This window comes from Paenalkalicoccus suaedae (assembly GCF_006965545.2).
Taxonomy (GTDB): domain Bacteria; phylum Bacillota; class Bacilli; order Bacillales; family Salisediminibacteriaceae; genus Paenalkalicoccus; species Paenalkalicoccus suaedae.
The window spans coordinates 2,757,142-2,771,282 of sequence record NZ_CP041372.2 but is presented as its reverse complement, the minus strand read 5'-3'; the positions used below and the strand labels follow the sequence as shown (position 1 = coordinate 2,771,282).

The 14,141-nt window shown below is 44.9% G+C and carries 9 protein-coding genes and 2 rRNA genes; 9 read left to right on the top strand and 2 right to left on the bottom strand.

Annotated elements, in window-relative coordinates:
- Nucleotides 1-102: 102 nt before the first annotated feature.
- The 3 genes from FLK61_RS14895 to FLK61_RS14885 all read left to right on the top strand — a co-directional run bounded on the left by FLK61_RS14895 (nucleotide 103) and on the right by FLK61_RS14885 (nucleotide 2,404).
- Nucleotides 103-1,311: an NAD(P)/FAD-dependent oxidoreductase gene (locus FLK61_RS14895; RefSeq protein ID WP_176010162.1), complete on the top strand. Its 1,209-nt coding sequence runs from the start codon at nucleotides 103-105 to the stop codon at nucleotides 1,309-1,311.
- A 537-nt stretch (nucleotides 1,312-1,848) separates the two neighbouring features.
- Nucleotides 1,849-1,980, top strand: coding sequence for a YuiA family protein (locus tag FLK61_RS14890; RefSeq protein ID WP_249777609.1), 132 nt, complete (start codon nucleotides 1,849-1,851; stop codon nucleotides 1,978-1,980).
- 103 nt (nucleotides 1,981-2,083) lie between these two features.
- Nucleotides 2,084-2,404, top strand: a complete 321-nt coding sequence (locus tag FLK61_RS14885) for a YuiB family protein (protein WP_176010160.1) — start codon at nucleotides 2,084-2,086, stop codon at nucleotides 2,402-2,404.
- A gap of 211 nt (nucleotides 2,405-2,615) precedes the next feature.
- Here FLK61_RS14885 and FLK61_RS14880 read toward each other — a convergent pair whose 3' ends face one another.
- Nucleotides 2,616-3,092: a divergent PAP2 family protein gene (locus FLK61_RS14880; RefSeq protein ID WP_176010159.1), complete on the bottom strand. Its 477-nt coding sequence runs from the start codon at nucleotides 3,090-3,092 to the stop codon at nucleotides 2,616-2,618.
- A 403-nt stretch (nucleotides 3,093-3,495) separates the two neighbouring features.
- Between FLK61_RS14880 and FLK61_RS14875 the strand changes: the two genes are divergently transcribed.
- From FLK61_RS14875 to FLK61_RS14860, 4 genes are all read left to right on the top strand, one after another.
- A complete protein-coding gene (locus tag FLK61_RS14875; RefSeq protein ID WP_176010158.1) occupies nucleotides 3,496-4,071 on the top strand; it encodes a TRAP transporter small permease in 576 nt (191 codons plus the stop codon).
- 26 nt (nucleotides 4,072-4,097) lie between these two features.
- Nucleotides 4,098-5,375, top strand: coding sequence for a TRAP transporter large permease (locus tag FLK61_RS14870; protein ID WP_176010157.1), 1,278 nt, complete (start codon nucleotides 4,098-4,100; stop codon nucleotides 5,373-5,375).
- A 64-nt stretch (nucleotides 5,376-5,439) separates the two neighbouring features.
- Nucleotides 5,440-6,567, top strand: coding sequence for a DctP family TRAP transporter solute-binding subunit (locus FLK61_RS14865; protein ID WP_176010156.1), 1,128 nt, complete (start codon nucleotides 5,440-5,442; stop codon nucleotides 6,565-6,567).
- A 199-nt stretch (nucleotides 6,568-6,766) separates the two neighbouring features.
- Entirely contained in the window at nucleotides 6,767-8,116 is a 1,350-nt protein-coding gene (locus tag FLK61_RS14860) for a Na+/H+ antiporter family protein (protein WP_176010155.1), read from the top strand.
- Nucleotides 8,117-8,168: 52 nt separating this feature from the next.
- Here the strand turns inward: FLK61_RS14860 and FLK61_RS14855 are convergent, their stop codons facing one another.
- Nucleotides 8,169-8,738 (bottom strand): biotin transporter BioY, encoded by a 570-nt coding sequence (locus FLK61_RS14855; RefSeq protein WP_176010154.1) that lies wholly within the window; start codon nucleotides 8,736-8,738, stop codon nucleotides 8,169-8,171.
- Nucleotides 8,739-9,284: 546 nt separating this feature from the next.
- Between FLK61_RS14855 and FLK61_RS14850 the strand changes: the two genes are divergently transcribed.
- Together FLK61_RS14850 and FLK61_RS14845 are read left to right on the top strand one after the other, a co-directional pair.
- A 16S ribosomal RNA gene (locus FLK61_RS14850) occupies nucleotides 9,285-10,851 on the top strand.
- A gap of 240 nt (nucleotides 10,852-11,091) precedes the next feature.
- Nucleotides 11,092-14,030, top strand: a 23S ribosomal RNA gene (locus tag FLK61_RS14845).
- The 16S and 23S rRNA genes sit together here, the layout of an rRNA operon.
- The last annotated feature ends 111 nt before the right edge of the window (nucleotides 14,031-14,141 follow it).

The following is a 14,141-nucleotide window of genomic DNA, read 5'->3' as shown; positions in this document are numbered from 1 at the left end:
GCGACTAAGTGAATATTTTCACAATGTTGTGATGGTCGGTTTTTTATGTGAATAGGGTAATGCTGAAAAGAGCTGCAAAATAACCTAATTGGAGTGAGTCGAATGAAACAGAAGCAAAAGATCGTCATTCTAGGTGCCGGGTACGGTGGAATGATTCTAGCTGCACGTCTACAAAAGTCTACTGTATATCGTGACGCGCAAATTACGCTAGTAAATAAGCACAACTATCATTATCAAACAACATGGTTACACGAGCCAGCTGCAGGGACAATGCATCCTGAGAAGACTCGTATGAAGATCGACAGCGTAATCGATTTTAATAAAATTAGCTTTGTGAAGGACACGGTTTTAGAAGTAAAGCCTGAAGAGCGCAAAGTAGTTCTTGAGAATGCAGAACTTGACTACGATATTCTTGTAGTAGGTCTAGGTTCTGAGCCTGAAACATTTGGTATCCCAGGTGTACACGAGCATGCATTTGCTATCCGCAGTGTAAACTCTGTTCGTGTTATTCGTGAGCACATCGAATACAACTTCGCAAACTACAATAAGCAGGACGAGAAGGATGATTCTCTTCTAACGTTTATCGTAGCTGGAGCTGGATTCACTGGAATCGAGTTTATTGGTGAGCTTTCTGAGCGTATCCCTGAGCTTTGCGAAGAGTACGATATTCCTCGTGAAAAAGTGAAGCTATATTCTGTTGAAGCGGCACCAACTGCACTTCCTGGCTTTGATGAAGAGCTTGTTGAGTATGCAATGAACGTACTTGAAAGCCGTGGCGTAGAGTTCAAGATCAACACGCCAATCGAAGAAGTAACTGCTCAAGGCGTTCGTCTAAAAGGCGGGGAAGAAATTCATTCTAATACGGTAGTATGGACTACTGGCGTTCGCGGTAACTCTGTTATTGAGAAGTCAGGCTTTGAATCTATGCGTGGCAGAATTAAGGTTGAGAAAGATCTTCGCGCTCCTGGTCATGAAGATGTATTTGTCATCGGTGACTGTGCGTTAATCATTAACGAAGAGATCAATCGTCCATATCCTCCAACAGCGCAAATCGCGATTCAGCAAGCTTACACTGCTGCAAACAATATCAAGGCGCTTATAGAAGGAAAGAAAGACCTTGAAGCATTCAAGCCAGATATTAAAGGTACAGTTGCATCACTTGGTGGTAAGGAAGCAATCGGTGTAGTTGGATCCCGTAAAGTTTACGGTAACTCTGCATCTGTCGTGAAGAAAATGATCGACAACCGTTACCTATTCCTACTTGGTGGTATGCCACTAGTACTCAAAAAAGGGAAGCTAAAGTTCTTTTAAAAAGAAATCATAGAAACAACCTCTTGCTATTTATGGCGAGGGGTTGTTTTTTTATGGGGTTTTAGCTGTGGAGGGAGGTGAAGGTAAGGAGGAAAGTTTGGGGTGGGGGAGTGTGAGTGGATGTAGAAGTCCATAACTATAGAATAGTGAACATAAAACTCAAACGAGGAACATAACTCTGTGATAAGGAACATAAAACGGATATAACTATGCGTGAAGTCCATAACTTGCTAATAAGGCACATAAATCTGAAGTGCGGCACATAAAATCCAAACAAGGAACATAACTCAAGAATTAGGAACATAACTTCTCCCCAATCTTAACTACCAAGCCATATAAGAAAAGAACCCTTCTTTCCCAAGCCCAATTCCCATATATAAAATCTAAAAAAACCTTAGAAAGTGCGTAAACTGACGAGAAAAGTACTATGACATATATGATCGCGCTTACATGAGCGTATTCAACCTGATTCGCTTGTTTAATTAGTCTGAATTATCTGATATATTGATAAAAAGCTTGTTAGAAAGGATGACAATCATGAAGTACAAACGAAAGCGAATCACGCACGGTCAATGTTCGTACTGCGCAGGAAAAGGCTATCATCAGCTATTACTCGGTGGCTCTGAAACATGTGAGCACTGTCACGGTTCTGGTAAAAGCTCCTCATAAGTTTGACAATCCCGTGTCCGTTTACTAAACGGACCTTTTTTTGTTTGACGGACCCCTTTATATTAAGTAAACTTATTTTGACATACGAAGGGGGACGCCACGGGTGTTAAGTATTCCACAGCTTATTATTGCAATACTGCTTTATTTTGTATTATTTTTCGGTATCGGTTTCATTTTAAATATGGTTCTTCGGTCAACGTGGACAATGGCAATCATTTATCCACTTGTTGTAATCTTTATGGTAGATGACGCTGGATTCTTCAGCTACTTCTCCTCACCAGGAGAATCATTCTCGGCTCTAGGCTCTGATTTGGTTAGTTTAGCAACAGCTGATATTATCATTTTGTTATCTGGATTAGCAGGTGCTATTTTGTCAGGTATCGCGATTCGCATGCTACGAGTTAGAGGATATCAAATGTTTTAAACAAATTCGTCTATCTCCCTTTTCTTCTGATCATAATGAAGAAGAGAGGATGTGATGAAGTGAAAAAGAAAATTCTGTTAACCTTTGATTTACTCCTATTACAAGTAGCCATCATCGCATCATTTTATGGGATGACAGCAATGTATCCATGGGAATGGGTCCATTTTATTCTAAAGTAAAAGCCACCGCATTGCGGTGGCTTTTTGACGTTTTAATGAAAAATAGCATGTAAAAGTAGTGCTAACGCAATTCCTAGTAATCCTCCGAAAAATACCTCAATCGGCTGATGACCAAGTAGCTCCTTTAATTCTTTTCGTTTTTCCTGTTCTTTCTTCTCTGGCCAATGCTTCATTTCATTTACCATTTTGTTGAAATCTGTTACAAGTCGGTTGATTACCGTTGCTTGCTCGCCAGCATGGCGTCTAACGCCTGTCGCGTCGAACATCACGATTACACCAAAAATTGCTGAAATAGCAAAAAGGGGTGAGTCTAATCCGTGCTCTAAAGCTATCGCAGTAGAAAGGGCTGTTACAGCTCCAGAATGAGAACTGGGCATTCCACCTGTACTTGTTAAAAGAGTCCAGTCAAGCTTACGGTAGGCGATAAATTGTAGTGGTACTTTAATAAATTGCGCAAAGAAAATCGTAAACAACGCTACTAAAAGCGGGAAATTCGTAAATAATTCCATTATACTTCTTCGTCCCTTCCTTCCATCATACGGGCTAGACAGCTTTTATATTATAGCACAAATACCCTCTTTCGCTCATAGTACAACTGACAATTGGGTAAAGAATTCGTTAAAATCTGAAAAAATGTTTAAAAAAGTGGGAGGTTGGGAATTAGGGAACATGACTATTCTTGAAGAATACCATGCTGATTGTAAGTTGTCGTCAGGTAGTTTCGAGTCATGCTATATTTCAGGAGCTTATGCCGATATATGTCGCCTAAGGCAAATTGTCGTTCTAGGATTATTCCTATATAGTTTTGTCTAACCGTCTAATTCGCTTCAACAACTCATGATTTTTGAGCGTTTTACGCGCTTTTCTCAAAATAGATACATACAATCACATATACATAAGGGGGTGAAAATAATGCCGACCACTCAAAACGAGACCAAGCAGAAGGGTCCATTTGCAGGCGTGGTAAAGGTTGTTAAAGTACTTGATGCTGCTTTGCATACGGTAGAGAAATTCATCCTAAGCTGGGCGATGATTATGATCGCATTCTTAACTGCTGGTAATGTAATTTCCCGAGAATTAACAGGGGTGAGCTGGTTCTTTTCCGCCGAGCTAAGTCGTTTAGCACTTATCGTTGCGAGCTTTATAGGAATAAGCTATGCAGCAAGGAAGGGTCGCCACATTAGTATGTCTGCATTTTTTGATATGGCACCTAAAAAGCCGAAGAAGTTCTTGGCGATTTTTAATCCACTTCTGACAGCAACCATCCTATTCGTAGTCGCTTACTACGCTGCGCTATACACGATTGACGTATATGAATCAGGCCGTACAACTGCCGCTTTACGATTTCCATTCTGGCTAATGGTTGTTGCGATCCCTATTGGATGCTTCTTAGGAGGGCTTCAATATTTACGAAACATGTGGATGAATATTAAACACAAAGAAGTATATCTTGCACAAGACAAAAAGGATTACACCGAACAACTTTAAAATATGAGGATAGAGAGGAATTAAATATGCTTTGGATAATTTTAGGGGTTATGGTCCTCCTACTCTTCTTGGGCGTACCTATGATGATTCCACTAATTGCTGGCCCATTAATTATGCTGCTGTTTTTCGATATCGGACCTCAGCCAACATTTATGATCCAGCAAATGGTGGAAGGGATATCATCCTTCGTCCTACTTGCCGTACCACTATTTATATTTGCTGCTGACATAATGACGTCAGGGCGCACATCGCGTAAGCTTTTAGATTTTATCGGCGCTTTTGTGGGTCACTTACGAGGTGGCTATGCAATTACAACTGCAGCCGCATGTACGATGTTTGGTTCCATATCAGGTTCGACACAGGCGACAGTAGTAGCAATCGGTAAACCGATGCGAGAGAGACTTTTAAAAGTTGGCTACAAAGATTCGAGTGCGATTGCACTTATTATTAACTCAAGTGACGTTGCTTTATTAATTCCACCGAGTATCGGAATGATTATCTACGCTTTAGTAGCGAGAGACGCATCTGTAGGTGATCTGTTCATTGCCGGTATTGGACCAGGTGTCATGATCTTTGCTTTCTTTGCTATTTATTCCTTTGCTTATGCGAAGATTCATAACATACCGATGGCTCCAAAGATGCCGTGGAAAGAACGTGGGAATGTGACGTTAAAGGCATTACTACCATTAGGATTCCCGGTCATTATTATCGGTGGTATTTACCGAGGTATTTTCTCACCTACGGAAGCAGCTGCAATTTCCGTTGTGTACGCATTACTTTTAGAGGTAGTCTTTTTCCGTTCCATTAAAATTACAGAGCTACCTAAAATCGCGCTATCATCTGGTATTGTCACATCAGCAGTATTTGTACTAGTTGCAGCAGGACAAGCATTCTCGTGGGTTATCTCCTTTGCGAGGATCCCGCAAATGCTAACGGACGCAGTTATTGGTCCGGATGCATCCGCTTTATACATTCTTTTAATCGTAGCGCTATTTTTCTTTATTGGATGCATGTTCGTTGATCCGATCGTTGTTATTTTAATTTTAACTCCGATTTTCTATCCCGTAGCCATGCAGGCTGGTATTGACCCAGTCCACTTAGGAGTGGTTATCGTGTTCCAGGCAGCGCTAGGATCTGCGACACCACCATTTGGGGTAGATATTTTCACCGCGAGTGCGGTCTTTAATAAACCGTATTTAGAGGTTATTAGGGGCACGCCTCCGTATATTGTCATGCTGCTCATCGTAGCGGTATTAGTCATCTTGTTTGAAGATATTTCTCTATTCTTACTGAGACTTCTATAGTCCATGAGTGTGGAGAGATATGTTTAAAATATATAAAAATTCTTTTTGGGGGTATGTGAACATCATGATGAAAAAAACAGGTCTCTTAACAGGAGCAGTATCACTTAGTTTATTACTAGCTGCATGTGGCGGCGGTAACGACGGAAATGACGCAACTGGAGGGAACAATGCCGGTAACAATGGTAATGCTGGCAACGCAGACGCAGGCAATACAGACACTAGCGATATCGCAGCTCAAGACTGGAGAATCGTAGTAGAAGAAACGCAAGGGCAGGTTCAATACGAATATGCACAAGAATTTGCGAATCTTTTAAACGAAAAATCAGATGGAGCTCTAACTTTAGACGTTTATGAGTTCGGTGCACTTGGTAGTGAAGTAGACCAAGTAGAACAACTGCAACAAGGTATTATAGAATTTGCTGTCATCTCACCTGGGTTTACAGGTACATTAGTGCCTGAAGGAAATATCTTTGCCCTACAGTTCCTCTTCCCGGACGACCAGGAGGTAAGCCAGGAAATTCTAAACGACTCCGAAGCATTAAATGTTGATTTAGCAGAGAAATACGTGGAGCAAAGCATTATGCCATTATCCTTCTGGACAGAAGGTGCGATGCAGTGGACAGGAAGCACGCCAATCCAAACTCCAGAAGATTTTGAAGGATTCCAAATGCGTACGCAGGAATCTCCACTAATTTTAGAATCTTACAGAGCTTACGGTGCTGATCCGACAGCAATGAGCTGGGGTGAGCTTTACACAGGTCTTCAGCAAGGTACAGTTGATGGACAAGAAAACCCGATCTTCTTTATCGCCGATGCTAACTTCAACGAAGTACAGGATCACATGACGATTTCTAACCACAACATGTACGTGACAATGACAACTGTGAATCCTGACTTCTACAATGGACTAGATGAAGCGACGCAATCGATTATTGATGAGTCTATTGAAGAAATGAAGCAGCGTGGATTTGATATTCAAGCCGAGCAAAACGAAGAGTTCCTATCCATTATCGAGGATGACACTGATAATCCAACGGAAATTTATGAGCTATCTGAAGACGAGCGCGATGCATTCCGTGAGCTAGCAGTTCCGGTTCGTGACTTCTTCCGTGATGATGTTGGAGAAGATGGTGCAATGATTCTTGATAAGTTAGAAGAAGAGATTGCAGAAATGTCTGGTGACGAAGCGTAATAGTATTATAGAAGAAAGTAGCACTGCGGTATCTTTGCCGCAGTGCTTTTTTATGCGGTTAAAATGAGAGCGGTTACGTGAATATGAAGCACTATCAATGTGGTTTCTCCCTGTTGACAGATGAATAAAACGATGATAGTTTAACTACTGGTAAACATTTTAGTTCGCTAAAGAACAAAAGGAAATGGGGAAATTAGTTATGAATGCTGTTATCGTAGCAGTACTATTAATGATCATACTAAGCCTGTTTCGTGTCCACGTTGTATTAGCACTTGCTATCGGCGCATTTGCCGGTGGGTTAGTCTCAGGCATGAGCCTGCAGGACACGATCACAGCGTTCCAATCAGGACTCGAAGGAGGCGTAACCGTCGCGCTCAGCTACGGCCTACTCGGAGCCTTTGCAGTAGGTATCAGTTACACGGGACTTCCAAAGCTCTTAGTTGAAAAAGCGGTACGATTAATTGGGAAGCAGGGTGAATCGCGCAGACGTTCCTTAACAAAGGTACTTATCGTTCTTATCATTGCACTTATTTCAAGCTTTTCACAAAACTTAATTCCGATCCACATTGCATTTATTCCAATATTAATCCCGCCACTATTGTATGTGTTCAACGAGCTTAAGCTCGACCGACGCGCTACAGCAACGGCATTAACTTTCGGATTAAAGGCACCATACTTACTCATCCCAGCAGGTTACGGACTCGTCTTCCAAGAAGAGATCCTCGTACCTAACTTAAATGAGAACGGCATGAACGTATCACTTAGCATGGTACCTCAAGCGATGCTGATACCAGTCTCTGGGATGCTCGTAGGTTTATTAATCGCTATCTTTATTTCTTATAAGAAACCACGTGAATACGAGGATCGATCATTAACGCAAACGGAGAGCACATCAGAGCCACAAGAGAGCTCCTTGTTCGGTAACGTGATTGCAGTTACTTCTATAGTTGCTGTTGTAGCTGTTCAAATTACGACAAATTCGATGTTGGTAGGGTCTCTTACAGGTATCATTATTCTCTATGCGTACTTCGTGTATTTACAGGTAACAAAACGCGCCTCACTATCAGACGCGGATACATTACTTACAAGCGGGATGAAGATGCTTGCGTTTATTGGGTTTATCATGATCACAGCTGGTGGATTTGCAGAAGTAATTAGAGAGACGGGTCATGTGGAACTATTAGTTGATAATGCATCTGGCTTTATCGGAGACAATCGTGCTCTTGCAGCGATCGTCATGCTTGTCCTTGGACTCTTCATTACAATGGGGATTGGTTCTTCCTTTGCGACTATTCCTATTATTGCTGTCATTTTTGTACCATTAGCGACTGCTGTTGGATTTTCCCCAATGGCTACGATCGCGCTCATTGGAACTGCAGCGGCACTTGGAGATGCAGGATCACCTGCATCGGATAGTACGCTAGGACCGACGGCTGGACTAAATGCTGACGGTCAGCACAATCACATTTGGGACACTTGTGTACCTACTTTCTTACACTTTAATATTCCATTAATCATCTTCGGCTTCCTTGCTGCGATGATACTATAGTAAAAAGACCTGAGAATCGATTCCATTCTCAGGTCTTTTTGGTGGTTTAAACTCATGCTGCTCGTTTATTTATTCTATTATAAGAAACCGCGCGTTTGATTCTAGGTGCGAGGACAGATGCAAAGACAGCTAATATACTATCTTTAATAAAGAACGGAACCATTCCAAGTGATAAAGCTACAAATGAAATATTAGGTATTTGTAAGATGAATGCAGTGTGAATATATAGATAGGGAACGCCTATAGCGTAGTTGGTAATTAGTCCTGCTATTGCAGCTAATAGGAAAGAGCCTTTTCTTTCTATAATTAATCCAGTAACAAGAGCAATAATAGGAAATGATAAAATAAATCCAAAGGTTGAAACAGTGAGTGTGCCAAATCCTCCAGTTAATCCAGAGAAGATAGGAAGACCGGCTAACCCAATCGCTATGTAACCTATCATAGAAAATGTTCCTAAGCGTGACCCAAGAAGTGCACCTGCTAAGATAGCAATAACCGTTTGAAACGTAAGTGGTACCGTACCGACGGTAACCATGGCCGTAGCATTTGCACCTATAGCCATTAATGCGACAAACATTGCTGCGATCGTTATGTCTGAAGTGGAGAAGCGTTTTTTGTTCATTGTTATCCTCCTTTTGCATAATGTTAACCACTTTTAAATATGAGGTTAACATTATAATATGTCTGATTCTATAGGTCTGTCAATCTCATCTTATATAGAGATCAAAAAAAGATTGTAGATTCGAGTCGATTGATTATTGACCAGAGAGGGAGGGATAGGTATACTTATTTCTGCACACTTCTTCAGGAAAAAATTAATTAAAACTTTTTTTGAAAAAAGTATTGCCAAAGTAATATTATCTTGATATAGTATTACTTGTCGCTGAGACGCGATAACAAATCAAACGTCACTAACTGAACAAAACATTTTAAAAAAAGATGTTGACACTGAATGTGACAAATGATATATTATAAAAGTCGCCAAAACGAGCGGCAAGCAAGAAATTGCTCTTTGAAAACTAAACAAAAGACGAAGCGAAGGAATTAAAAGAGATGAAAACCATCTCGTCAATTTTTTTAAATGAAGAACCTAGTTCTTCAAAATGAATCGCTAGATTCGTTGTTCGAGTTTACTCGAACGTTAGTCAGAAGTTCAAACTTCGACGATTTATCGGAGAGTTTGATCCTGGCTCAGGACGAACGCTGGCGGCATGCCTAATACATGCAAGTCGAGCGCAGGAAGCATCACGATCTCTTCGGAGTGAATGATGTGGAATGAGCGGCGGACGGGTGAGTAACACGTGGGCAACCTGCCCTGTAGACTGGGATAACTTCGGGAAACCGAAGCTAATACCGGATAATCAAAGGAACCGCATGGTTCCCTTGTAAAAGTTGGGTTTTACCTAACACTACAGGATGGGCCCGCGGCGCATTAGCTAGTTGGTAAGGTAATGGCTTACCAAGGCGACGATGCGTAGCCGACCTGAGAGGGTGATCGGCCACACTGGGACTGAGACACGGCCCAGACTCCTACGGGAGGCAGCAGTAGGGAATCATCCGCAATGGGCGAAAGCCTGACGGTGCAATGCCGCGTGAACGATGAAGGTCTTCGGATCGTAAAGTTCTGTTATGAGGGAAGAACAAGTGCCGCACGAATAGACCGGCACCTTGACGGTACCTCACGAGAAAGCCCCGGCTAACTACGTGCCAGCAGCCGCGGTAATACGTAGGGGGCAAGCGTTGTCCGGAATTATTGGGCGTAAAGCGCGCGCAGGCGGTCTCTTAAGTCTGATGTGAAAGCCCACGGCTCAACCGTGGAGGGTCATTGGAAACTGGGAGACTTGAGTGTAAGAGAGGAAAGTGGAATTCCATGTGTAGCGGTGAAATGCGTAGATATATGGAGGAACACCAGTGGCGAAGGCGACTTTCTGGCTTACAACTGACGCTGAGGCGCGAAAGCGTGGGGAGCAAACAGGATTAGATACCCTGGTAGTCCACGCCGTAAACGATGAGTGCTAGGTGTTAGGGGTTTCGATGCCCTTAGTGCCGAAGTTAACACATTAAGCACTCCGCCTGGGGAGTACGGCCGCAAGGCTGAAACTCAAAGGAATTGACGGGGGCCCGCACAAGCAGTGGAGCATGTGGTTTAATTCGAAGCAACGCGAAGAACCTTACCAGGTCTTGACATCCTCTGCCACTCCTAGAGATAGGACGTTCCCCTTCGGGGGACAGAGTGACAGGTGGTGCATGGTTGTCGTCAGCTCGTGTCGTGAGATGTTGGGTTAAGTCCCGCAACGAGCGCAACCCTTGACCTTAGTTGCCAGCATTTAGTTGGGCACTCTAAGGTGACTGCCGGTGACAAACCGGAGGAAGGTGGGGACGACGTCAAATCATCATGCCCCTTATGACCTGGGCTACACACGTGCTACAATGGATGGTACAAAGGGCAGCAAAACCGCGAGGTTGAGCAAATCCCATAAAGCCATTCTCAGTTCGGATTGTAGGCTGCAACTCGCCTACATGAAGCCGGAATTGCTAGTAATCGCGGATCAGCATGCCGCGGTGAATACGTTCCCGGGCCTTGTACACACCGCCCGTCACACCACGAGAGTTTGTAACACCCGAAGTCGGTGAGGTAACCTTTATGGAGCCAGCCGCCGAAGGTGGGACAGATGATTGGGGTGAAGTCGTAACAAGGTATCCCTACCGGAAGGTGGGGATGGATCACCTCCTTTCTAAGGAGCATTAAGCTCAATCGAACTTCGCATTCGATCCTTTTGTTTAGTTTTGAGAGGGTAAGCCTCTCCGGAAGAACCCCTTGTGGGGTCTATTCCGAGTTGACCTTTGAAAACTGGATAGTAAGAACATGTAGAAAAGAATCACCGGAAAATCATCCGTTTGGAAACAAACGAAAGGTTTTTCCGAGTGTCTTAGAAGATAGCCAAGAAGTAAAACGACGTCCTAACAGTAAGTTAGGTTAAGCGAATAAGGGCGCACGGTGGATACCTTGGCACTAGGAGCCGATGAAGGACGGGACGAACACCGATATGCTTCGGGGAGCTGTAAGTAAGCGTTGATCCGGAGATTTCCGAATGGGGGAACCCACTACCCGTAATGGGGTAGGATCCATATCTGAATCCATAGGATATGAGAAGGCAGACCCAGGGAACTGAAACATCTTAGTACCTGGAGGAAGAGAAAGCAAATGCGATTTCCTTAGTAGCGGCGAGCGAAACGGAATTAGCCCAAACCAAAAGGCTTGCCTTTTGGGGTTGTAGGACATTCCATACGGAGTAAGAAAGAGAGAGTCTAGACGAAGCGATCTGGAAAGATCCGCGGTACAAGGTAACAGCCCTGTAGTCAAAAGACTCCCTCCTCCGGAGTGTATCCTGAGTACGGCGGGACACGTGAAACCCCGTCGGAATCTGGGAGGACCATCTCCCAAGGCTAAATACTCCCTAGTGACCGATAGTGAACCAGTACCGTGAGGGAAAGGTGAAAAGCACCCCGAGAGGGGAGTGAAAGAGATCTTGAAACCGTGTGCCTACAAGTAGTTGGAGCCCGTTAATGGGTGACAGCGTGCCTTTTGTAGAATGAACCGGCGAGTTACGATTACGTGCAAGGTTAAGTTGAAGAGACGGAGCCGCAGCGAAAGCGAGTCTGAATAGGGCGACATAGTACGTGGTTGTAGACCCGAAACCGGGTGATCTACCCATGTCCAGGGTGAAGTCCAGGTAACACTGGATGGAGGCCCGAACCCACGCACGTTGAAAAGTGCGGGGATGAGGTGTGGGTAGGGGTGAAATGCCAATCGAACTCGGAAATAGCTGGTTCTCCCCGAAATAGCTTTAGGGCTAGCCTCGAGGGAAGAGTATTGGAGGTAGAGCACTGATTGGACTAGGGGTCCCCACAGGATTACCGAATTCAGTCAAACTCCGAATGCCAATTACTTATCCTCGGGAGTCAGACTGCGAGTGCTAAGATCCGTAGTCAAAAGGGAAACAGCCCAGACCATCAGCTAAGGTCCCAAAGTATACGTTAAGTGGAAAAGGATGTGGAGTTGCTTAGACAACCAGGATGTTGGCTTAGAAGCAGCCATCATTGAAAGAGTGCGTAATAGCTCACTGGTCGAGTGACTCTGCGCCGAAAATGTACCGGGGCTAAACGTATCACCGAAGCTATGGATTAACACCTTAGGGTGTTAATGGTAGGGGAGCGTTCCAAGGGCTGCGAAGCAAGACCGGAAGGACTTGTGGAGCGCTTGGAAGTGAGAATGCCGGTATGAGTAGCGAAAAGAGGGGTGAGAATCCCCTCCGTCGAAAGCCTAAGGGTTCCTGAGGAAGGCTCGTCCACTCAGGGTTAGTCGGGACCTAAGCCGAGGCCGAAAGGCGTAGGCGATGGCAAACAGGTTGATATTCCTGTACCACCACGCTTTTGTTTGAGCAATGGGGGGACGCAGGAAGGTAGGGAATGCGCACGATTGGAAGTGTGCGCTGAAGCAGTGAGGCTGGTAGATAGGCAAATCCGTCTACCGTAAGGTTGAGCTGTGATCACGAGCGAAATTTAGTAGCGAAGTTCCCGATCCTACACTGCCAAGAAAAGCCTCTAGTGAGAAAGCTGGTGCCCGTACCGCAAACCGACACAGGTAGGCGGGAAGAGAATTCTAAGACGCGCGGGAGAACTCTCGTTAAGGAACTCGGCAAAATGACTCCGTAACTTCGGGAGAAGGAGTGCTCTATTAGGGTGCAAGCCCGAGAGAGCCGCAGTGAATAGGCCCAAACGACTGTTTATCAAAAACACAGGTCTCTGCGAAGCCGCAAGGCGAAGTATAGGGGCTGACACCTGCCCGGTGCTGGAAGGTTAAGAGGAGGGGTTATCCCTTACGGGAGAAGCTCTGAATTGAAGCCCCAGTAAACGGCGGCCGTAACTATAACGGTCCTAAGGTAGCGAAATTCCTTGTCGGGTAAGTTCCGACCCGCACGAAAGGTGCAACGATTTGGGCACTGTCTCAACGAGAGACCCGGTGAAATTATATTACCTGTGAAGATGCAGGTTACCCGCGACAGGACGGAAAGACCCCATGGAGCTTTACTGTAGCTTGATATTGGATGTTGGAACAGCTTGTACAGGATAGGTAGGAGCCTTGGAAACCGGAGCGCTAGCTTCGGTGGAGGCATTGGTGGGATACTACCCTGGCTGTTTTGACATTCTAACCTCGAACCGTGATCCGGTTCAGGGACAGTGTCAGGTGGGCAGTTTGACTGGGGCGGTCGCCTCCTAAAAAGTAACGGAGGCGCCCAAAGGTTCCCTCAGAATGGTTGGAAATCATTCGCAGAGTGCAAAGGCATAAGGGAGCTTGACTGCGAGACATACAGGTCGAGCAGGGACGAAAGTCGGGCTTAGTGATCCGGCGGCACCGTATGGAAGGGCCGTCGCTCAACGGATAAAAGCTACCCTGGGGATAACAGGCTAATCTCTCCCAAGAGTCCACATCGACGGGGAGGTTTGGCACCTCGATGTCGGCTCGTCGCATCCTGGGGCTGAAGTAGGTCCCAAGGGTTGGGCTGTTCGCCCATTAAAGCGGCACGCGAGCTGGGTTCAGAACGTCGTGAGACAGTTCGGTCCCTATCCGTCGCGGGCGTTGGAAATTTGAGAGGAGCTGTCCTTAGTACGAGAGGACCGGGATGGACACACCGCTGGTGTACCAGTTGTTCCGCCAGGAGCATAGCTGGGTAGCTACGTGTGGACGGGATAAGTGCTGAAAGCATCTAAGCATGAAGCCCCCCTCAAGATGAGATTTCCCATCACTTATAGTGAGTAAGATCCCTTAGAGATGATGAGGTAGATAGGTCTCGTGTGGAAGCATAGCGATATGCGGAGCTGAGAGATACTAATCGATCGAGGGCTTAACCAAGATATATAGTTTTACAGAAGGCGTCAACTAAGACGATTCTTCTTCTACATGTTCACTATCCAGTTTTGAAAGGTCAACGACCTTTATCTTTCTTGATTCGCACAGCGGAGC